17 protein-coding genes are annotated in these 23,139 nt (G+C 43.3%); 1 reads left to right on the top strand and 16 read right to left on the bottom strand.

Translation table 11 applies throughout. The features are described 5' to 3' along the window. Nucleotides 1–115: 115 nt before the first annotated feature. The 8 genes from pruA to EV146_RS23670 all read right to left on the bottom strand — a co-directional run bounded on the left by pruA (nt 116) and on the right by EV146_RS23670 (nt 9,221). On the bottom strand, nt 116–1,687 hold the full coding sequence (pruA, locus tag EV146_RS23705; RefSeq protein ID WP_132011210.1) for an L-glutamate gamma-semialdehyde dehydrogenase: 1,572 nt from the start codon (nt 1,685–1,687) through the stop codon (nt 116–118). A gap of 30 nt (nt 1,688–1,717) precedes the next feature. Then, a complete protein-coding gene (locus tag EV146_RS23700; protein WP_132011209.1) occupies nt 1,718–2,632 on the bottom strand; it encodes a proline dehydrogenase family protein in 915 nt (304 codons plus the stop codon). 464 nt (nt 2,633–3,096) lie between these two features. Continuing rightward, on the bottom strand, nt 3,097–3,498 hold the full coding sequence (locus EV146_RS23695) for a YsnF/AvaK domain-containing protein (RefSeq protein ID WP_241994035.1): 402 nt from the start codon (nt 3,496–3,498) through the stop codon (nt 3,097–3,099). Between the two features lie 71 nt (nt 3,499–3,569). After that, complete coding sequence (locus tag EV146_RS23690; protein ID WP_132011208.1) at nt 3,570–4,172, bottom strand: YsnF/AvaK domain-containing protein; 603 nt, start codon at nt 4,170–4,172, stop codon at nt 3,570–3,572. A gap of 151 nt (nt 4,173–4,323) precedes the next feature. Further along, nucleotides 4,324–5,157, bottom strand: a complete 834-nt coding sequence (locus tag EV146_RS23685) for a carbonic anhydrase (protein WP_241994034.1) — start codon at nt 5,155–5,157, stop codon at nt 4,324–4,326. 205 nt (nt 5,158–5,362) lie between these two features. Next, nucleotides 5,363–6,838, bottom strand: a complete 1,476-nt coding sequence (locus EV146_RS23680) for a glycoside hydrolase family 32 protein (protein ID WP_132011233.1) — start codon at nt 6,836–6,838, stop codon at nt 5,363–5,365. Nucleotides 6,839–6,850: 12 nt separating this feature from the next. Continuing rightward, nucleotides 6,851–8,092, bottom strand: a complete 1,242-nt coding sequence (locus EV146_RS23675) for an MFS transporter (protein WP_132011207.1) — start codon at nt 8,090–8,092, stop codon at nt 6,851–6,853. A 145-nt stretch (nt 8,093–8,237) separates the two neighbouring features. Beyond that, nucleotides 8,238–9,221, bottom strand: a complete 984-nt coding sequence (locus EV146_RS23670; protein WP_132011206.1) for a LacI family DNA-binding transcriptional regulator — start codon at nt 9,219–9,221, stop codon at nt 8,238–8,240. A 284-nt stretch (nt 9,222–9,505) separates the two neighbouring features. On the opposite strand from EV146_RS23670, the gene EV146_RS23665 reads away from it, so the two are divergent. Continuing rightward, nucleotides 9,506–9,805, top strand: a complete 300-nt coding sequence (locus EV146_RS23665) for a hypothetical protein (protein WP_121610154.1) — start codon at nt 9,506–9,508, stop codon at nt 9,803–9,805. A gap of 225 nt (nt 9,806–10,030) precedes the next feature. Here EV146_RS23665 and EV146_RS23660 read toward each other — a convergent pair whose 3' ends face one another. The 8 genes from EV146_RS23660 to EV146_RS23625 form a co-directional block, all read right to left on the bottom strand. Next, nucleotides 10,031–10,864, bottom strand: a complete 834-nt coding sequence (locus EV146_RS23660) for a GNAT family N-acetyltransferase (protein ID WP_132011205.1) — start codon at nt 10,862–10,864, stop codon at nt 10,031–10,033. A gap of 289 nt (nt 10,865–11,153) precedes the next feature. Continuing rightward, on the bottom strand, nt 11,154–13,220 hold the full coding sequence (locus EV146_RS23655; RefSeq protein ID WP_132011204.1) for a DUF4179 domain-containing protein: 2,067 nt from the start codon (nt 13,218–13,220) through the stop codon (nt 11,154–11,156). A gap of 874 nt (nt 13,221–14,094) precedes the next feature. Continuing rightward, nucleotides 14,095–15,078 (bottom strand): tRNA dihydrouridine synthase, encoded by a 984-nt coding sequence (locus EV146_RS23650; RefSeq protein WP_132011203.1) that lies wholly within the window; start codon nt 15,076–15,078, stop codon nt 14,095–14,097. Nucleotides 15,079–15,672: 594 nt separating this feature from the next. Next, nucleotides 15,673–16,527 (bottom strand): malate synthase, encoded by an 855-nt coding sequence (locus tag EV146_RS23645; protein ID WP_132011202.1) that lies wholly within the window; start codon nt 16,525–16,527, stop codon nt 15,673–15,675. A gap of 407 nt (nt 16,528–16,934) precedes the next feature. Further along, nucleotides 16,935–18,305 (bottom strand): 23S rRNA (uracil(1939)-C(5))-methyltransferase RlmD, encoded by a 1,371-nt coding sequence (rlmD, locus tag EV146_RS23640; protein WP_132011201.1) that lies wholly within the window; start codon nt 18,303–18,305, stop codon nt 16,935–16,937. Between the two features lie 72 nt (nt 18,306–18,377). Continuing rightward, nucleotides 18,378–20,516, bottom strand: coding sequence for a DNA helicase RecQ (gene recQ, locus EV146_RS23635; protein WP_132011200.1), 2,139 nt, complete (start codon nt 20,514–20,516; stop codon nt 18,378–18,380). 149 nt (nt 20,517–20,665) lie between these two features. Next, nucleotides 20,666–22,144 (bottom strand): nicotinate phosphoribosyltransferase, encoded by a 1,479-nt coding sequence (locus tag EV146_RS23630; protein WP_132011199.1) that lies wholly within the window; start codon nt 22,142–22,144, stop codon nt 20,666–20,668. A gap of 41 nt (nt 22,145–22,185) precedes the next feature. Further along, nucleotides 22,186–22,737: a cysteine hydrolase family protein gene (locus EV146_RS23625; protein WP_132011198.1), complete on the bottom strand. Its 552-nt coding sequence runs from the start codon at nt 22,735–22,737 to the stop codon at nt 22,186–22,188. Between the last annotated feature and the right edge of the window lie 402 nt (nt 22,738–23,139).

Here is a 23,139-nt window from a genome sequence, read left to right as displayed (position 1 = left end):
CGTCATCCCCCGTTCACCAGAAATAAAAGAAAGGTAAAGCACTTACAAAATTGGATTGTCCCTTCTTGAATTTCCGGGAAGCCCCCCAAAAGAGGGTCCTCCCCGGCCTTGATCATTACGATTTCTTTCTGGATTTCAGCTTCGCCTGGGTGAATAGCAGCAAGTAGTCATATCCTCCAGCTTTTGAATCTGTTCCGGACATATTAAATCCGCCAAACGGATGTGCTCCAACTAACGCACCGGTACACTTTTTATTAATATAGAGGTTTCCGCAATGCATATTTTCAAGGGCATATTCGATGTGCTCCTCATCCTTTGAATGATAGGCACCTGTTAAACCATACTCTGTATCATTGTAGATTTCGATTGCTTCTTTCCAGTCAGAGGCTTTTGCAAGGGCAAGGACCGGACCAAAGATTTCCTCCTGCATAATGCGGGCTTTTGGATCTACATCGGCAAAAACGGTTGGCTCAATATAGAAGCCGTTTCCTTCCGCTCTTCCACCCCCTGTCAGCAGCCTGCCTTCTGTTTTTCCAATTTCAATATAGCCCATGATTTTATCGACTGACCTTTGATCAATCACAGGTCCCACTTGATAGTTCTCTTCAGGAAGGCCGACAGTAAGATTTTTCGTCAATTCCGTTACCTTTTCAACCACTTGGTCATAAACCGATTCTACAATGATCGCCCTGGAACCCGCGGAGCATTTTTGCCCCTGGAAACCAAAGGCTGAAGCAACAATTGCTGCGGCTGCTGCATCAACGTCAGCTGTTTCGTCAACAACTACCCCGTCCTTGCCGCCCATTTCGGCAATAACGCGCTTTAACCACAATTGGCCTGGCTGGACTTTGGAAGCACGCTCATAAATGCGGCATCCTACTGCACGGGAGCCTGTGAATGAGATGAAACGGGTTTTTGGGTGTTCAACCAGATACTCGCCCACTTCAATCCCATCCCCCGGGATGAAGTTAAGCACACCTGCTGGAAGGCCAACTTCATCCATTAACTCAACAAATTTTGCCGCTACCACAGGAGTAGCATCAGCAGGTTTTAAGATAACTGTGTTTCCTGATACAATCCCGGCGACCGTTGTACCTGCCATAATGGCCAGCGGGAAGTTGAATGGAGAAATGACAATTCCCACTCCGAGAGGAATATAGGAAATTTGATTATCTTCCCCATCTATTTTAGTGAGCGGCTGATGGATGCTTGTTTCACTGAGGCGAATCATTTCCCTTGCGTAAAATTCCATAAAATCAATTGCCTCTGCTGTATCAGCATCTGCTTCAGCCCAGTTCTTCCCTGACTCATAAATCAGATAGGCAGAAAACTCATGCTTTCGCTGCCTCATTAAATCGGCTGCTTTGAATAAATACTGTGCACGTTCCACAGGATCAACCTTTTTCCAGGTTTCAAATGCCTTCAGCGCCTCCTGCATAGCCTTTTCGGCTAGCTCATTATTCCCTTTGCTGACAGATCCAATCACTTCGTCTGTATTTCCTGGATTAATTGAAACCGTCTGCTCTTCGGTAAACACCTTTTCGCCGCCGATAACAAGAGGATGCTTTTTGCCCAGATCTTTTTTAACTTTTGAAAGGGCTGCATACATCGCTTTTTTATTTTCTTCAACCGTAAAATCTGTAAAAGGTTCATTTTTAAATGGTGCTTGGCTGGTTAATGTTTTCATTATGTTCCGACTCCTTTTTAGATAAATTTATTATTTTAATAGATTCTTCAGGACAAACCAGACATTTGCCGGCCTTTCTGCCAGGCGCCTCATAAAGTAGCCGAACCAGTCGACCCCGAATGGCACATAAACACGGACTTTATAGCCTTCTTTTACGAGTCTTGCCTGAATATCTTCACAAATGCCATAGAGCATCTGGAATTCAAACTGTTCTTTCGGTATATTGTACTCACTCACGACTGACTTCGTAAATTCAATCATTGTTTCGTCATGGGAAGCGACAGCTGTATAATTTCCATTCAGCAAATGCTGCTTAATGATTTTTTTATAGTTGTCATCCACATCCTTTTTCTCGGGGAAAGCGACTGCCGGCGACTCTTTGTAGGCCCCTTTCACAAGGCGCAGGTTCGCATTCAGGAGGTTTAAATCCGCGATATCCTGCTCAGTCCTGTAAAGGTATGCCTGGATCACGATGCCAACATTGTCATATTCCCGGCGCAATTCTTTGTATATATCGAGCGAGATTTGACAATGCTCGTAATCTTCCATATCGATTCTGACAAAATTGTTATAAAGCCTGGCACGGTCAAGGATATTTCGCATATTCCTCATGCAAAGCTCCTTGCTTATATCAAGGCCAAGGGATGTCATTTTAAGGGAAAGGTTGGAATTGACGCCTGCTTCCTCAATAGCGTCCAAGGTTTGAATACACATGGCAGCTGACTGCAGTGCCTCTTCCTCGGTATAAACAAATTCACCAAGGTGATCCAGGGTTACAACTTTGCCGTCACTATTAAGCTTTTTAACTGCATCAATAGCGGCTTTGATAGAATCTCCTGCCACGAACCGGGCTGCTCCAAAGCGCAATCCATATTTCTTCGCTAGTTTATTGGCCGAGGTATTCTTTCCAAGCGACTGAAACATATTTCTCATTAATAATTCCAAATCCTTCAATCCTCCTTAAAATTGCCTTTTGTAAGCGTTTACCCATATTTTAAATCTTCTTAAACACTTTTGTCTATATTTTTTTGAATTTAAACAATATTGTTAATGTGTAAATAGATTATAAGTTACTCTTAAGGTTATTCGTACACTATTGTCAGTATAGCTGACACACTTTTTTACAATTCTGCTCATACTGCAATGAAATGGGCTTGGCTTCATTCTGAACCTGGCCGAAAAGACTATTAGGAACTGGTGTTAAACAAATTAAAAACCTCGAATTAAAAGGATTCGAGGTTCTCACATATGATAGTTAACCTGCCTTTTAGCAGGCAGATTTAAAAAGTCCTTAAAATAGATAAATCAAAATCTGGCAGCTTGGGAATTTTCCGAATGCCTCTCTCGCTTCTTCTCTTGTGTAAGTTCTTCAAATACTTGAAGAATGATGCCACCGAAACACCGAGCAGCTAACAATCATCCTCTATTACTCTTATATTCCCCACTGTATTTATCCTTGCCTTTTCTTCCTTCAGTGTTTCTTGAATCTCGATGATTTCTTCAAACTGTTGTGTATAAATTTCCACGTCTTCAAGGATCGTAGGGTGCAATGTGACCTCAATTCGCTCTTCGCTCAAAGGAATTCGAATGGTTTCGATCAGCTCTCCTTCCGCCTCGGCTTCATTCAGCTTTCTCTTCTCAATGACAAGTTCTTCATGTCTTACCGGGATCGAGATCTGCTTTTCCTCGGTATAAGATCTCTTATATACCTTTACATCTGATGTCTGCACCATTTTTTTGCTTATCTGCAGTTCTTCCTTATGTAGCCGGAGTGTCGCTTCCTGATTTGTCGAATTATGCTTTTCAGACACTGAATCTCCCTCCAAAAGGATGGTAAAAACACCTTTTCATTCTGAATCAATGAAAAGGTGTTTTTTCTTTACTAACCTTTATTTATATCCTCGAAGCCTGAACCGCCTTCAACAATGTCCACACTTCCAGTCGTATTTACATGAGCCTCTTCATGTTTAAGGGTTTCTTGAACTTGCTGCGTTTCCTCAACTTGGCGTTTAGAAGCAGAGATTTCCTCGGTCGTTACTGTATACTTGTTTACCTCAACTTGCTCCTGGCTGACAGGAATGTGGACGGTTTCCTGGGCGCTGATGGATGCATTGCTTCGTTCGTTATTCATTGGCTTTCGCTTTATGACAACTTCCTCGTGCATAACAGGAACGTCGACGGTTTTTTGTTCTTCTACAACTTCTTTGGACAGGACAACTTCACCAGCACTTACATTATTTTTTGTGACATCCAGCTGTTCTTTATGAAGCTCCAATGAGCCTTCATTTTTATTACCGCTCGTTGTTTGGCTGGTATCGTTTCCTTGGGCGCTTGAGCTGGCACCGTTTCCTTGGCCGCCTGAGCTCGCATCATTTCCTTGGCTGCCTGAGCTGGCATCCTTTCCTTGGCCGCGTGAGTATTGATTTTTCTTATCTTCAGTTCCTTGTGATTCATCACCAAATAAACCGCCTAAAAAGTCGCTCATGTACATATCCCCCTTGCTGTAGTTTAGAAAAGCCTTTTATATAATGTGCTTTTGGAGGATATTTATTCTGTAGATCAAAAGGTAAAAATTAAAATGCATAGATCATTCAGGATTGTTCAAACTTTTAAGATGGTCCGATAATCCGTACTTTTTATTCCTTAATAATTTTATGATTGTTTTTAGCCTGTACGGGACGATGATTGTCAGGGAAGATTTGACGGAATGCTTTTATTTGCTGTTTTGACATTTCAATTGGCTTTTCAAAAACAGTCCATTTTACCCCTTCCGTACAAGGAGGTGTGGTAAGCGATCCGTCATAGGCGAAAGCTGATCGATCATCGGGCAGCAAAGCTTCCAAATGAACAGGCTCATTTAATGATTTATCTTTTTCGTTTTTCTCTGTTGGCAGTGTATTCCAAAGGGAAATTAAACTTTCATTTTCTTCTCCTTCTTTAATCATCAAACCGAGGACGGCAATTTTGCCCCTCATATCTTTATGAACAAGGTGAAGCTCCATTTCATAATTTTGACCGTTAAATTGGTGCTCGCTTGGGGTATGAAAATGAAATTGAACAAGCTCGTACTCCTTCCCTTCAATCATAACGCTATTACCCTCATCAACCGCATTTGCCTGGACTGTGTGGCCATTGTTCATGATTGTAAATAACGCAGGCTGATAGTTGATGTGAAGGTCTTCTACAGCTTTTTTAGTTTGTACCTGCGAAAATTCAATATTAATGGGTGATTGCTCACTGCCATTGACACAGGCTGAATTGGCCGGATCGATTTTACCCCAATGCTCCGGACCTGTGTCCCCTTCGTAAGACCAATGAGCAGAACTTAATCTAGACTCTTTTTTCTCACCGTTCGTGTCAGCAGCATGTTCTTCTCTCTGCCCGGAAGGCTTAGTACTTTGTACAGAACAAGCTGCCAGGGCCAAACTTAAAGTAACTGTTAAAATTTGATTAGTGATTTTTTTCATCATATAATTACCTCCATTTCTTGTTTTTACATATGTCTAAAAGTACATTACCAGAAATACCCAATATTAAAAATGGGATTTTTGAAGGAAATTACCTATCATAAGAAAATTGGTAATAATAGACTACTTTTTTAGAGAAAGAGTCAGGGATTTGTCAAAAAAAGCCCCCGGTTATTCCGGGGGCCATTCAAATAAATTCCTATTTTAATTATTTCCAAATATCTTTTAAGCTCCAATAAGTAAATTCACTTACTTGTGCATCTCCATCCTCCGCAAAGAGTTCAATACCCAGTCTTTCATGCTGCGGATAGATGCGGCTTGTCATTGTCGCCTGCCCCTCGTTGGCAAAGATCTCAACGGAGGAACGGTCAATGAACACCCGCAAAGACAGTCTGTCGCCGGCTTCAAGAGCTGTACGTCTGATTCCATCTTCCTTCTTGCCATGCTTCGTGCAATCCAGGACCAGTTTTTGGTCTTTGACTTGATAGCGCAAAACGGTTTCTTCCTGATCCAATCCGCGGATTTTAAAACCAACAGCCTGTGCGGTCGTTTTTGTCAGGTCGAATTCAACTTTTAATTCAATCAAGTCTTGATTTGTTTTAGCAAGATAGTTTCCTGAGATTGATTGGTTTGCGAAAACCTTATGCTCCGTTTCCCGGAGCAGCGTCAGCTCATCAACAGGATTCATCAATACTTTATTCCTTTTATCCAGAGTCAGTTCCCTCGGAAGCGTTAAAGCTCCGCACCAGCCGTCTTCCTTCGTTGGCATGTTTGATTCCCACATGTCCATCCAGCCAATTGCAATTCGGCGGCCTTTATCATCTTTTAATGTCTGGACCGCATAAAAATCATGGCCATTGTCCATCTCGATGAATTCACCATGTGAAAATTTGTTTGTTTCGTAGTCATACTCACCAATCAGGTAGCCTGTCTGGAACCGGTTGTTGTACAAATCTCCCTCCGCCTCCAAACCTTGCGGAGAAATCAGCAGGACATGTTTTCCATCCAGTTCAAAGAAGTCCGGGCATTCCCACATATAGCCGAGCGTTCCTTCGCTTTGCGCCAAAACCCCGATATATTCCCATTTTCTCAGATCTGCAGAACGGTAAAGGATGACTCTTCCCACTTCATCCTTTGTCGCATTTCCCAGTATCATATACCATGAATCTCCATGCTTCCAGACTTTCGGGTCGCGGAAATGATGGGCACTGTCAGCCGGAGGTTCCGCAATGACCGGATTTTCCTCTGCCTTCTCGAAAGTTACTCCATCCTGGCTTACAGCTATATTCTGATTCTGCGTGAATAAGTCTTTTTCTTTATCAGTATAATGATGACCGGTATAAATGAGTGTCAATTCTCCATCGTTATCCACCGCACTGCCGGAGAAGCATCCATCCTTGTCGCAGGCATCCCCCGGGGCCAGCGCAACAGGCAAGTGCTCCCAATGAACAAGGTCCTTGCTTTTCGCATGGCCCCAGTGCATCGGACCCCAATTTTCATCATAGGGATGGTGCTGATAGAATACATGGTATTCCCCTTTGAACTGGACTAACCCATTTGGATCGTTAATCCAGTTGGCAGGTGCCACGATATGGTAACCTAACCGGTAACGCTCATTCAATTTCTCTTTTGCCTTCTGAAGTGCTTCTTCCGCCTGCTGAAGTCTATTATTTGTTGTCAACATCATCTATTCCTCCTAAAGAGCTGCTTTTTGCAAGTTTTTTATATTCATATTTTCCTTGCCTTTTTTAGTCCCAATTAACGTAAACATCGAAATAATCGTGAAACTTAGTACCATGATGCCCATGATGATATAAGCATTCCGGAATCCCATGCTGTCGTATAAGCTGCCAGCCAGCGGAGACAGAATGGACGCACCTACCTGGGAGGCAAACTGAAAACCTACCAGATAGAGCACTGAAGAAAGGCGTGTATCAAAGTTAGCTGCCAGGTATTTAAAAATGGCAATGAGCATGATCGGAAGTTCCAGCGCATGAATCAGTTTCATGCCGGATATGCCGACCGGCCCTTCGACAAGCCCCGACCCAATAATCCGGAAGGCCATTAAATATCCTGCTAAAATCAAGCTCCTTTTGGCCCCAAGCTTATTCACAATCAATGGGGCAAGAAACATCATTCCGGCTTCCAAAAATACCTGGATGGAGTTGAGGTAGCCGAAGACCTGATTTCCCATCGCCTCTGTCGGGAACAATGAAGAATAATAGATTGGAAACTGCTGATCATACACACTGTAAACACAAGTTACACCGACAACATACATCATTAAATACCAAAAATCTTTCAGTAAGAAAAGCTGTCCCACATCTTTCAATTTTACGGAATCGGCTCTCTTGGCCTCGTGTTCTGTCATTTCCACTTTTACAGACAGGATGATTCCGACCAGGATGATCGCTGATACAGATGCCACCCAAAAATTGATATTGGGATTAATATTATACAGCTGGCCGGCAAAGAATGTTGCGGCTGCCCAGCCAAGGGATCCCCACATTCTCGACTTTCCATATTCAAAATCATACTTCCGGCCAATTTTTTCTATATAGGATTCAATCGCACCAATCCCTGCCAGAAAAGCCGTCCCTAAATAAAGTCCTCCCACAACGGCGCCAAGGTAGACATTGTATTGCAATAATGGGCCGTATACATAAATATAAAACGGTCCGACAAAGACCAGCAGAATGGAGATAAAAAAGAGGATGTTCTTCTTTAGGCCGATCTTGTCTGATATATAGCCGTATAACGGCTGCATGCACAAAGCGAAGACAGCGTTTACAGAGAAGATAATCCCTGTTTCTGCTCCAGTTAAGTTAATTTCCTGGCCCAGCCAAATTGAAAATAGCGAATAACTCGATGACCATGTAAAAAAGAAAAAGAAAAAATAGGCACTTAGTTTCCAGTAGAGACTTTTTGAATTTTTCATTAATCGCTTCTCCTTTTAGTAGGAATATAGAATGGTTATTCAATCTAACTGAAAGCACTTTCACCATGATTGTATGTCAACCGCTTTCATATGTCAACCCGTTGACATAAATGTAAAAGAAAAAAACACTGCATTTACAATGTTTTTAAGCGGTCGTTCCTTTTACTATTTTTACCGGAAGTCTTGTTTCCTGCGGAGATTCTTTCATATCCCCCTCGATTTTTTTTACGAGGATATCAATCGCCGTTCTTGCGATTCTAGCGATCGGCTGCTTGATTGTCGTTAATTCCGGCATTAATGTCTGAGCCGTCTCGGTTCCATCATACCCAATCACCTTTATTTCCCCAGGGACTTCCTTCCCGTGCCTTTTCGCTTCGTTGATAAATGAAGCAGCAAATAGATCATTGGTGGCAAATACACCGTCGACATCCGGGTGCTCACTAAAAATCCTGCTGATGACTTCCTGCTGGCTTTGACGGTCAAACACTTCCGGAATTTCATAGATAATCGGAGCCCTTCCGTTCCTCTTCATCACATCTGAATAAGCTTTTCTTCTTAATCTCGCCGGAGTCTCTAGCTCTCCAATCCCGTCAATCAGGACAATGCACTGGCAGCCTCCTGACATTAACAGCTCTGCCGCCATTGTTCCGCCTTCATAATTGTCGGAACCAACGACAGGAATCGTCTCTGAAAGATACCGGTCAATGGCCACGACCGCCAGGTTCTGCTTATGGTAATCCAGTATCCCCCGGTTATGCGTCCCAACGATGATTCCGTCCACCTGGTTTCGCAGCAGCATTTCTAAATACTTTTCCTCTTTATCAATGGCGTTCAAACTGTTGCAAAGCAGGACCTTATACCCCATCTCCGCACATATATTCTCCAAATGAAAGGTCAGTTCCCCAAAAAACGGATTGCTGGTTGTCGGCAGAATCAATCCGATTATATTCGACCGTTTATTAAATAAAGAACGAGCCACATCATTGGGAAAATAGTTGAGCTCATTCATCGCATTCTGTACTTTCTCTCTTGTCTCATCACTTATATAGCCGCGGTTATTCATCACCCGGGAAACCGTTGTTGGCGATACACCCGCAAGCTTGGCTACATCTTCAATCTTTGGCTTCATTTCCGTTCCTCCTGCATTTCTTCCCCCGCAAATAGTTGTGAATCCATTATAACAGAATGAAGGTCACTATTTCCCCCGCTTCAGCTCCCTAAGCCTTTTACAAAGGCCGATCGGCCGAAACTATCGGGCATAAACTATTCCAGGAATCAAATTTAAAAGCTCCTCACCCATATTGATAAATTCTCTTTTACTGCTGGACTTTTTTATGACTGATTTATTTATTTTATTTAGGTTCCAGATTTCCTTCTCCGTTCATAAGCTTTATCAATGAGGAGCTGAATCATATGGAAAAGGCACAGGAACAGTTTGAGCTTGAAACTCTTAAGCATATCAGAAATAGACTCGATTATATTTACTCTATCGCAGATAGGTACAACAACGACAATCCTGAATTAATGGACGCAATTGCAGATCTGGCTGCTGCAGCGAATATGTTTGCGAAGATTAAGCAGGAAGAGTTGTGCGATCATGCTTCAACCTCAAGCCCTCAAGGTTACATTGTCAGTAAACTGGGAAACTCTTATTCAAGAATGAAGAATTATGAGAAACAAAAAGAAATCGATTTTCCGGCCTGGAAGCTCTGACGGTATTGAGATTTACAAGATTTTAAACAGTCTTTGCCTACCTGCAAAGGCGCCAATTGGCCTTTAACTTGCAGCACAAACCAGGTTTTGCCGCTGCTAATTGCTTAAAAATACTTAAAAGCAGGACCCTTTAGTGGTTCCTGCTTCTTCTTTTAGACGAACATCAAGGATGCCCCTGTATATAGAATTTATTGACCGGCCAAGCTCATCAAGCAATGTTTTAGTTTAATCCTGGTTAAGGTACTGATAATAATCCTGGGAATGGTAGCTTTTGAAACCGCAGGATTCATAGAGTTTCAGGGCGTGGGCATTTTCTGCCTCCACCTCCAGAAAGACCGGCAATCCTTTTTGGCGTTCCATTAGGACCACTTTTGACAGCGCCTTTCTTCCAATCCCCTTTCCCTGGAGTTCGGGAAAAACAGCAAATCCATAAATCCACGCCTCCCCGTTTGACTCAGCTACACGGATTTTCCCTGCTGTTTTGCCAGCCGCTTCAATAATTAAATGCTGATCGGAACTGGTCTTCCTAAGCCGCCGATTATATTCACGAGCTTCCTTTTCATTAAAACCAAAGGCCGTGACCTCCAGCTGTATCTCAGCTTCCATATCTTCATCTGAATAAGAAGGTCTCAACGTTACAGAGGGGTCTTCATTCAAGCTCGTTTCCTGCCACTTCATTTGGTATTCCGCAAAAGAATAGGTGCACGGGACCGTCGTAAGGAACCCTTTTGCACTTACGGACTGTGATGGAGCATTCAATAATACAGTCTCGAAATTTTGGATTTTGGCAGCTTCGAGACCCATACCAAGCAGCCTTGAAAATATTCCTTTCCTTCGGTAATCAGGATGAACCATGCCACAAAGCTCTGCCTTATTCCCAAAACCATAGCTTCCCAAGAACCCGACAAGCTTGCCGTCCTCATAATGGAAAAAGTCCTCCTGGCTATTTTCTGCCCTGTTTGCAAGCATGTCAAAATTCAGCTTAAGCTGGAACCCTCCCTCTTCCTCACAAATCTCCTGCAATTCTTTTATCCCGCGCAATTCATCCTTTGTTAACATCGTTTCCCCCTGTTTTCCGTCTTAAAAATCTAAATGAAATGTCTCCCTGCTCCTCATTTTATTCGCAACTGCATATCTTTACCAACATTAAAAATTTACATTTTTCTATTTTTTATAGTTCTGTGGCATACTTAACCTTGTGAAAGATAACATCAGGCTGATGAAAATGTACTTTCTACAATGCATTTAGAACAACAAAAAGGAACCATAAACAAAACAGGTATAAGTGGCCTTACACATGAATCGTTCCTCGTCATATCCCACAAAAAAATAAGCAGTGATACTCGAATCACTGCTTTATGTCAGCCGTAGATATATTTACAACTTCATCCACATATTTCATTGCACTGTATCCAATAATATTCAGCCTCTTAGGACCAACTTTGCTTCCGTGTAAAGTAATCCTTTGAACAGTTTCAAAATAACGGGGCTGCTCAATTTTTTCATATGAGACAGGGGTTATGTTTAAATCGTATTCAATGCCATTTTTATCAACGAGTACTCCTTCAGAATCCATCTCCATTGAACTATTTTCACTTTCATCATCCCCCATAATATCGAAGTGAAGCGACTGATAGGCTCGATCCTCTATGTCATGATTACTAATGACAACTTCGCTGGGCGGTCCAGCCTCGACCGAGTCAATGGAGATTGTACTTCCTGCATATTCAAAAGTTTGAGGATAGTCCTGGGCAGCATCCAGTTCGATGGTTTTTGGATCCTCAAACGTTAACTGTACGGATGCGAATTGAACGTTAACCTCTTTTGGTTTTTCTCCAAAAACGGGGTCAAAATGTGTTTGTAAAGCAGTCCAATTCATGTCTTTCTGTACGTCCGAAAAAGTGGTGCCATACATATCTGCTTTCAGTTTTTTATCGTTTACTTCTAGATTGTCAAAACTAAGCACTTCTAATCGCTTCTCAGGCTGTTCATTATTAATGCCAAATTGCAGAATTGTCGCAGTTGGGGCGATGGTTAGTTTATTAAATCGAACCGGAATCCCCTCGACTTCGGTTTCCTCCTCCAATGCATATTCGATGCTAGGCTGTTTGGATACAGGAATCTCAAAATTCCATTTTCCTGTTTTAAATTCTATGTTCTCAAAACGCTCGGGGTAAGTGGAATCACGAACCAGTTTCTGAAGCTTTGTAATCTTGAGTTTGATTGTCCCGTCATCCACTGCGAGTGGCAGCAGACTGACCTTCCCTTCAAATATATTTTTTTCTTTGTTATTTCCATCCGATTCTAGGTCAGGAGGATAGTACCTTGAATAGGCTGCATTATTCATGATATCTTGCTGGTTCTCCACAAGAATCCCTTCATCATAATTGATCACATATTGATTGTTTTCATTTTTATCTTCTATTTCATAAAAAACCAGTGTCTGGACATCGTCAGCAATCGCGCTCTTGATTGTGATTTTCACCCCATTGCTTTCCGCTTCAAGGTTCAGCCTTTCACCGAGGTCCTGTTGTGAAAAGGCGCGCAATTGCTTATTATCTTCTGTCCATGCATAGTAGATGCTCGAAAAGGCCCCTGTAAAAAACCCTATGCCCATTACCAATGCGAAAAAGCCTGATAAAACAAGGCGCATTCTATTACGTTTTTCGTTCTTCTGTTGTCTCTGCCTGTCCTTTTCTGCCAGCCTGTCTTTGACACTCTCCATGAAACCAGATGGCATCTGCAGATCCTCAATCCTGTCAGAAAGACTTGTCATGCTCAGCATCACATCCTGAAAAGCAGCCAAATCCTCCTGACATGCATGACAATGATAAATATGTACCTCAAAATCAACCTTTTCCGGCCGACCTATGGCTCTTTCTAAGTAATCAATGTACTTCTTATGATACTCTTTACAGCCATTAAAGGTTGATTCGGACCCCATCTCTTTTCTAAGTGACTGAATTCCGGAAAACAAATGCTCTTGCAACTCTTCCACTGAAACCTTTAGAAGATGTGCGGCTTCCTCCTTAGACATTCTTTTTACATATGTAAGTAGTATTGCTTCTTTCTCGTACTCTTTCAATTGATCCAGTGCTTTCAACACATCCTGACATGGTTCACTTTCCTCTTTAGGTTGTAAGCCTCGATGAGCATAAAGCTCCCGGCAGATTGGAATGAAAATGGAGGTAACCCACATTTCGAATGAAGTTTCATTTTTAAATCGTGGCAGTTCCTTTTGAACCTTTATAATCGATGTGTAAAATAACTCTTCCATTTGTTGCTGATTCCTAAGATAGGCCCAACCAAGTGAATAGAATGTTTGCTTATGCTCATCGAACCAATCGACGATGGAGTCAACACCTCTTCCCCTTTTTGCAGTAATGGAAATTGGATTCATTTTAGCTGGGATCATAAATGTGTTTCCCCCTTGAACAAACTCTTTATACCTAAATTGTATAAGGTGGGTAAGCGGTTAACAATATCTGTAAGATAAAATAAAGAATTCTCAGATGGTTTGGAATAGAATAAAGGGCAAGAAGAATCTCTCTACTTGACCAAGATCCTGATCTGGATTAGAGAAAGGTCACGTAGAAGCCCTCTACTTGACCATGATGCTGGTCTGGATGAGAGAAAGGGCACGTAGACACCCTCTACCTGACCGAGATGCTGATCTGGATTAGAGAAAGGTCACGTAGACTCCCTCTACTTGACCTTGATACCGGTCTGGATTTGAGAAAGGGCACGTAGACTCCTCTACTTGACCATGATGCCGGTCTGGATTAGAGAAAGGTCACATAGAAGCCCCCTACTTGACCAAGGTGCTGGTCTGGATTAGAGAAAGGTCACATAGAAGCCCTCTACTTGACCGAGATGCTGATCTGGATTAGAGAAAGGTCACGTAGAAGCCCTCTACTTGACCATGATGCTAATCTGGATCATAGAAAGGTCACGTAGACACCCGTGAATGCAACTCCCAATTTTACTTGTTTACAGCCTTGAGATTCACAACCGATTCTTAGCTCCCAAAACGAGAAAGAAGCAGGTTCCCTTATCAGGAGCCTGCTTCTTTTTTTAAAATTAATTGCGCCACTGCTCCCATATGTCCAGAGTGTATGTGGTGACCCAAGTGGTGCTGGTGATTTTAGGAAAACAACGGAATATAAAAAAAATGGCAGGCATGATTCCGGTTCAATACCGCCTTCACACCAGCCAATGAACTGCTTCGTCTAATCTCTAACGTTTTTGAGGGCACACCACTTTTTCTTTCACCTTGAACGGGGACACTTCTACTGCTCCCCCACTCCATCCAAATTTTTTGACTCAAAGTGATTAAGCAATTCACGCACTTCATCTGTAGACTCTGTGCTCATTAGCTGATTCCTTAATTCACTCGCCCCTCGAAATCCTTTGACATAGATCTTAAAAAAGCGATGAAGAGCCTTGAACGAACGCAGCTGTAAGTTTAAATATTTATCATGGAGATCCAGATGCAGCCTTAAGAGATCAAGCAATTCCTTACTGCTGTGATCTTTCGGCTCCTTTTCAAAGGCAAATGGATTACTGAAAATGCCGCGCCCAATCATCACCCCGTCAACACCATATTGGGTGGCGAGCTTCAAGCCTGTCTGACGGTCAGGAATATCCCCATTGATTGTCAGAAGTGTATCCGGTGCCACCTGGTCACGAAGTTTCTTGATTTCCGGGATCAGCTCCCAATGAGCATCTACTTTGCTCATTTCCTTCCTTGTACGGAGATGAATGGAAAGATTAGCAATATCTTGTTTCAAGATGTGTGTCAGCCAGTCCTGCCATTCGTCGACCTCCGTGTAACCAAGCCTTGTCTTTACACTTACGGGCAACCCTCCTGCTTTTGCAGCATGTATTAAATCTGCTGCAACTTCTGGACGACGGATAAGGCCGCTTCCCTTGCCGTGCTGTGCCACATTAGGGACAGGACAGCCCATATTGATATCGATCCCCCGAAAGCCTAGTTCCGCCATTCCAATGCTCATTTGCCGGAAGTATTCAGGCTTATCTCCCCATATATGGGCTACCATCGGCTGTTCATCCTCTGTAAAAGTCAAACGCCCGCGCACACTGCGAATCCCCTCTGGGTGACAATAACTTTCCGAGTTTGTAAACTCTGTAAAAAATACATCAGGTCTTGCTGCTTCACTCACTACATGGCGAAAAACAACATCGGTTACATCTTCCATTGGTGCCAGTATAAAAAAAGGTCGTGGTAAATCACGCCAAAAATTATCTTTCATATTCAGATTCAAATCCTCTCATTAAGGGATACCAAATAACTCTAGGTCCCAAAATTAAAAAGCAGAATGTCCCTGCTTCTTTACAGTTATACCATGCTTAAGCACTTTTTATAAACTGATCGGAAATGTTAATTATAACTTCTTCCCATTCTCTGTACAACCAAAATACTATTGCTAAAATCCACCTCGCCAACCAGAATTCCACTTCTCAAAATAATGCTAAAAAGGCTGGAATGATTGGAAGAACAATGACTGACAGGGGTTTAACAGGAAAAAGCCCCAATCTCGCAAAAGGATCTTTTGCGAGATCAGGGTCGTAACAGCATTAGTTTATTTTAAAAGTTACACAATTAAAACGAGTTGCGCGACACACTCCACCCGTCCAGAGTGTTGTAGGAATTCAATATGAGCCACAGGTAACTTTTGAACTTAATGCTTAATTACTAAATAGTGAAAATGAATAAAATGGAATTGCATTGTACTTTAGTTATTCTCCCCCGAAACCAAACTCGCGGCAAACAGTGCCAGGCACCATTGGTAATGGTGAGAAAAGTGTGTCAATCCCTGGTCATTCTTATATTATTGGGCTGAGGCCTAAGTACGCATTAATGCGCCATTTGGGTCTGGTAACTCTTGAGCTATTATCCGGTTCATTTTACAAAAATGGTCAAAAAACTCTTGTGCCTGCTCTCGTTCTTTTGGGTCACTTTTCAACGAAACTATATCAATCAGAATTTGAGCCATCCATGAATTATCAAAATAACGGTATTTGCCTGTATTCCATGTCATTTTGTGAGGCAGCTTTCCATTTACGTAATATTCCCAGAAAAGCATCTGATCCGATTCCTGTTCAGTAAGTTGGAGTCTGTATTTTGAATGAGCGGGAATATATCCATCTTCACAAAGCTTGCCGATAAAATCCTCATTTACCATATAGACACCTAAGATACGTCTGTCTCTTTCAGGCATGCTGGAATCTACTGCTGTTAACAGGACAGCGCTATTTTGGTGCAGGCGGATGGGTTTATTTGACTTCCCCTTGTTAGTACCACTTTTTATTTCGCCTGAAAAAACCTTCCACTCTGAAAAAGAACTATTCTGTTCTTCTGTGTCACACCAAAAAACCATTTGTGATTCGGGATGAAGTTTATGATTTTTCATAAGTTTTTCATGTTCCAAGCGGAGTTCCTGTTTTTTTCGCTGCAGTTTTTTTTCCTCTTCCTTCTTCCATTCTTCCTCCTTTCGTTCCAATTCCTTTTTTTGCAGAATTTTTTCAAGTGAATTAGCAACACTTTTATCATGAAGTTTTAAGTGATTTCCAAATACATCGGGAAAAACAAACTTTTTATTTTCCGATGCGAAATGTATTTCAATACTAGAATCATTTTGTTTAACTATACTTCCCATGCCAAAACGCTTGTGTGTAACTTTCTTATTGATTAGATTCATTATTCTAGTCCTCCTTGCAGAATAAAACTCTGTTCCTATTAGTTAAATAAATTGATCAATTTATTTAACTAACTTTCCTTTAAAGTTCACACAACTGTTTGCTTTTTCTCCGGATTAAAAAAGGTTATAAAAAAAACGTATCCATCATTCTATCTGCAAAAAAATACAGCGGAGATCGGATACGATAAAAAAACCATTATAAGACTATTATAACATTTTTAAAAAATATTGCAAATTTATTATTGACAACCTATTTTATTGTGAGTTAAAATAAAAAGTTTTACTCTAATTACTCGCAATTGGCATACCTCAAAGTATGTTCTTTTTTGTTAAAAGACACTTTACAAGGTCTCCTATGCGGGTACAAAAAATGGCCCAGTATGCACCTACTAGGCCGTAAAATTTTATTATCTCAGCACAAGCTTTGCAACACATTCTACATGTGTTGTCTGCGGGAACATATCGACCGGCTGCACTTCGAGCGTAGTGTAGCCTCCGTCCTCCAGGATCCGCAAATCACGGGCCAGCGTTGCTGGGTTGCAGCTGACATAGACGACTTTCTTTGGCTTCATTTCAATGATTGTTTTTAACAATGCCTCATCACAGCCTTTACGCGGCGGGTCCACCACAAGGACATCTGCCCTGACCCCATCTTCGTACCATTTGGGGATGACCGTCTCCGCTTCCCCCACCGCAAATTTCGCGTTGGTGATTTCGTTCAGGGCGGCATTCCTTTTGGCGTCTTCGATTGCCTCCGGGACAATTTCGACTCCATAGACCTTCCCGGCTTTTTGAGCAAGGAACAATGAAATCGTACCGATGCCGCAATAAGCATCAATCACTGTTTCTCCCCCGCTGAGACCTGCATATTCCAATGCTTTATCGTAAAGCACCTTGGTCTGGTCAGGGTTCACCTGATAAAAGCTTAAAGCCGAGATGGCAAACTTCACATTGCCAATATAATCATAAATGACTTCATTGCCCCAAAGAATGTTGATTTTGTCCCCTAAGATGACGTTTGTCCGTTTTGAATTGATATTATGGACGATGGACTTAAGCTTTGGAAGCCTGGCGGTCATTTTTTCAATCAGCTGATTTTTTTGAGGAAGCTCCGCTGTCCGGGTAATCAGGACCACCATCAGCTCTCCTGTCTGTTTCCCGTAGCGGGCCATGATATGGCGGAGATCGCCTTTATGGGTTTGCTCATCATAAGCCTTGATGCCAAGCTCGCTGCAGATTTCCTTCACGGTCTGGATGGCCTCGTTGACCTCCGGAAGCTGGATCAGGCTTTCATCTGTATCAACGATTTCATGGCTGCGCGGCTTGAAAAACCCGGCAACCAGCTTTCCGTCCTTTTCTCCTACCGGCACCTGCGCCTTATTCCGGTAATGCCATGGATGCTCCATTCCAAGCACAGGATGAACTTTTACATTATCCAGCTTACCAATGCGAGTGAGCACTTGCTCCACCTGGCTTTTCTTATATTCCAGCTGTCCTTCGTAGCTAATATGCTGAAGCTGGCAGCCTCCATATTTATGGGCATCTTCCTCGGAGACTTCAACGCGGAAATGGCTCCGTTCAAGGATTTCCACCAGACGGCCAAAGCCATAGCCCTTATTTACCTTAATGACCTTGATCTTTGCCTTCTCGCCCGGCAGGCCTCCAGGCACAAAAATCGGGTAGCCTTCCACCTTGGCAACTCCCGCTCCATCGTGCGTCAAATCTGTAAATTCTGCGTCTATATAATCGTTCTTTTGAACCGGCAATGTTTTGCTCATCCAATCTTCCTTTGCAGTAAATTCGCTATCCACGATTTTATCACATCAGGGAGGCAAATGCGAAATCACCTATTACTCTGCAGGAGCCTTCTCCTTTTCGCGCAGCTTGTATAAAAAGGCTTTTATCATAAAATAGCTGATTTTATCCGGAAGCAATTCCTTGATCGGCTTGAGCCTTTCCCGTCCAGCCTCTCCAACTGCATCGTCCAATAGCGCCAGGAATTCTTCAGGTATCAACAGGCTATAGTCGACTTCCATTCCATGCTGGATGCATTGCATCAAGTGATTTTCAATTGTACTTTCCGCTAGCTCCCGTTTTCCGGCTATTTCTGGTACAGTCATCCCTTCCTGATGAAGCTTGTAGGTTTCAAGATGGGAATCGGTGACAGCCTTTTTCGCAGGCTTGGCAGGCTGGGATGGGGCAAGCACCTTTTCTCTCTCAGGATGGGCGGCACAATAAGCGGCGATGGCTTTGATAAATACCTCTCCATACTTTTCGAGCTTATTGGCACCAACGCCGGAAACACCAACGAATTCCTCGTTATCCTGAGGAAGCTTGGCGCACATATCCTTCAGGGAGGAATCTGAGAAAATCACAAACGGTGGCACTTTCTCTGCTTCGGCCACTGATTTCCTGAGCTGCCTCAGTTCTTCAAACAGTGGATCGTCATTCGATACCTGGCGAATTTTCACCGCTTCTTTCCGGAATACCTGCTGCTTTCCAGTAAGGACATCCTTTCCGGCAGCTGTCACATAAATCGTTGGATAAGTCCCGTGCTCCACCCCGATCAAATTGGCAGAGATAAGGAATTCAATCAGTTCGCCAGCCTGTTTGGCACTTTGATCCTTCATGATTCCGTAGGTTGGCAGTTTATCAAAGCCAAGTTCAACTATTTTCTTATTTTTTGACCCGGTCAGGACTGCAGCGGTCAATGCCTTGCCAAACCTCTGGCCCATCCTGATGATGCAGCTCAGCACCATCTGGGCTTCGCGGGTAACCTCAACACTTGAGCGCGAGTCTGTGCAATTTCCGCAGCGTCCGCAGGCATAGGCTTCATGCTCCCCAAAATACTCGAGGATAAAAGCCTGCAGGCAGTTTTCCGTATGGCAATAATCTGCCATCTGCTGCAGCTTTTGAAGCTCCTGTGACATCCTTCCCTGCTCTGAGGACTGGTCAATCAAGAATCGTTGAATCTGGACATCCTGAGGAGAGTATAAGAGGACACATTCACTGTCCAGGCCATCACGCCCTGCACGTCCTGCTTCCTGATAATAGCTTTCCATGTTTTTTGGCATTTGAAAGTGGACCACATAGCGGATATTGGATTTATCGATGCCCATGCCAAATGCAGAAGTCGCCACCATTACATCCGCTTTATCCTGGAGAAACCTTTCTTGTTCCGCAGACCGCTCTGCGTCGCTCATTCCTGCATGATAACGCGCAGCATCAATATTTTCCTTACGGAGCCATTCATGGAGCTGGTCAACGGTCTTTCTGGTTGCTGCATAGATAATCCCTGCTTCTTTGCTGTTCTTTTTCACATAATCCTTCAGATAGGCTTGCCTGTCCTGGCCTTTGATGACCGAAAAGGACAGATTGGTCCGTTCAAACCCAGTCAGGACTGAATGGGCGGGATCGATGTAAAGCGAAGCACAAATATCCTCACGAACCTGAGGTGTTGCCGTTGCAGTCAGAGCCAGCACCACGGGGTTCCCCGGCAAATTGTTGACCATCCGGGCAATCTGAAGATAGCTTGGCCGGAAATCGTGGCCCCATTGGGAAATACAGTGTGCCTCATCGACTGCCACAAGAGGGATATCGATTCGTTTCAGCGTCTCGGTAAATTCCCGTGATTCAAGGCGTTCAGGCGCAACATATAGAAGCTTGTACCCTCCCTGGACAGCCTCTTCCATTGTTTCGGCCGCCTCCCTTGCACTTAGGGAACTATTGATAAAGGCGGCGGGTATTCCCAGCTGCAGAAGTGTATCCACCTGATCCTTCATAAGGGAGATCAGAGGCGAAATAACCAGAGTGGTTCCAGGCATGATCAAAGCCGGAATTTGATAGACGATGGATTTCCCTCCGCCTGTAGGCATGACGCAGACTGTATTATTTCCTTCCAGAACAGAGGTAATTGCCCGCTCCTGACCATTGCGGAAGGAGGAATAGCCAAAATAGTTTTTAAGATGTTGAAGGGCTTGATTTAGCAAGATTGATGGCTCCTTTCGAATGCAGACTTTCTAATTTCTTGGGGGAAGTTTTGAGATGTTGTCGGGGGATTTTCTGTTTTTATAGTAACATACTTTCGTCGATTGGAGGCGAAATGAAGGGCTAGCCCGATATAGGCCAGCCCTAATTTTTACCGATGATGACTTTCTCCGAGAGCAGCGACTTTGTCCCTGACTTCTTCAATGTTGCGCATCTTGTTATCCCAGCATTTTTGGCTGAGGTCCACGGGATATTCCTCCGGGTTAAGTGAGCGCTGATATTCATCCCACAACAGGTTTAGGGAGTCAGATGAGTATTTTCTGATTTCTTCCAGATCCGGGAGGGTATATACCTGCTCGCCGTTCACAAAAATATCCTGGTGGAGGTCCCTCGCCTCAAAATTGGTTACAAACTTGCTGATATACGTATGGGTCGGGTGGAACATTTTTAAGCGTTCCTCGCCTTGAGGATTCTCCTCTTCAAGGGCGATATAATCCCCTTCCGAACGTCCGTTGGTTTGATTGATGATCCGGTAGACCTTCTTCAAGCCTGGAGTTGTCACCTTTTCAGGGTTTGAGGAGATTTTAATCGTATCATTCATCTTCCCATTCTCGTCTTCAATGGAGACAATTTTATAAACGGCCCCAAGCGCCGGCTGATCATAGGCAGTGATTAGCTTTGTCCCAATCCCCCAAGTGTCGATTTTCGCTCCCTGGGCTTTCAGGTTCATGATCGTGTATTCATCAAGGTCACTGGACGCCACAACATGCGCCTCCGTGAAGCCTGCTTCATCAAGCATCCTTCTTGCTTCTTTGGATAAATAAGCCAGATCCCCGCTGTCCAGACGGATTCCGATAAAATTTATTTTATCCCCGAATTCCTTTGCCACCCGAATGGCGTTCGGCACTCCGGAACGAAGGGTATCATAAGTATCCACTAAAAAAACACAATCCTTATGTGTCTCGGCATATTTGCGGAAGGCTGTATACTCATCGCGGTAAGCCTGAACCATGGAATGGGCATGGGTACCTGAAATCGGGATGCCAAATACCTTGCCGGCCCTCACATTGCTCGTTGCTTCAAACCCCGCAATATAGGCGGAGCGGGCACCCCAGATGGCGGCCTCCATTTCCTGGGCACGCCGTGAACCGAATTCAAGGGCCATCTCATTAAGAAGAACATGCTTGATCCGTGAAGCCTTCGTCGCAATCAGCGTCTGATAATTAACAATGTTCAGGAGCACCGTTTCAATCAGCTGAGCTTCCGCAAGCGGTGCATCAATTCTGATGAGCGGCTCACCCGCAAAAACAATTTCCCCTTCCTTCATGGAGCGGATTGTTCCGGTAAACTTCATATTTGCAAGGTATTCAAGAAAATCATCCCCGTACCCGCATTCGGATTTAAGATATTCTATATCATCCTCCGTGAACTTAAAGTTCTTGATGATGCTGACAATTTTCTCAAGCCCTGCATAGACCGCATATCCATTTCCAAAAGGGAGCTTCCTGAAAAAGAGCTCGAAAACGGCCCTGCGATTATGGATTCCATCCCGCCAATACGTCTCCACCATATTAATTTGGTAAAGATCCGTATGAAGCATAAAACTATCATCATTATATTTGCTTGCCATTAAACTAACCTCCGAATTCCGCTTCATGTTGAACGATCTGTCTACTTTACGTTTGCCCCCATGGCACCCTCAAAATGACCAAGTGCCCAATGATGCCCTTCCTGGTTGAAAGAGGCCACTGCATCTTTATATACAACGATTTGAAACCCGCGATTATAAGCATCTACTGCTGTATGCAGGACACAAATGTCGGTGCATACACCCACAAGGTGGACTTCTGTAATTCCCCGTTCACGCAATTTGATTTCAAGATCTGTTCCGGCAAATGCGGAGTAGCGGGTTTTATCAAGATAACAGACATTGTCACGCCCCTGGTGGTCTTCATAAACTTTCTTTAAGCTTCCGTATAAATCTCTCCCTTTGGTTCCGCGGATATTATGTGGAGGATACAGCTTTGTTTCAGGATGGAATTCATCCCCTTTATCATGCACATCAATAGCAAATACAACGAGGTCTCCGTTCGCAATAAATTCCTCCGTCAGTTCCACAACCTTTGATTCAATCCGCTGCCCAGGCTCTCCGCAGGTCAAAGCCCCGTCATCCGCTACAAAATCATATGTATAATCAATATTAATAAGTGCTCTCTTTTCCATCGTGTCCCCTCCGTTCTCCGCTCTTTTTCAATTTTTCTTTTATTTTACCCTTTATTTTCTTCGATTCGCGGGAATTCATCAACTTTTTATATTTAAAAAAGTAAAATACATAAAATATCCTTATTTTTCGGATGGAGGGAAACCGTGTCCTGCTTTTTTTTCTAAGTGAGGGCTCCCCAGGTCTTCATGGGAGATGATGACAGCTTCTCATTGGATTCCTATTGGATTTCGTCAACGGCATGATGCTGTCTACTTTTTATTGAGGTTTGCTCCAGTTTCATCTTCAACGATGATATGATGTCATCCTCTTTCGGATTTTCGCGTCGATTTGGTCTTCATTGCCGCTATGACGTCTATATTCTATTGAATTCTGGCCCCATCTTCACCAATCCAATGATATGA

The organism is Mesobacillus foraminis (assembly GCF_004340465.1).
In the GTDB taxonomy this organism is placed as follows: Bacteria; Bacillota; Bacilli; order Bacillales; family Cytobacillaceae; genus Mesobacillus_B; species Mesobacillus_B foraminis.
The sequence above is the reverse complement of the archived record's forward strand: the minus strand, read 5'-3'. Positions and strand labels throughout refer to the sequence as shown.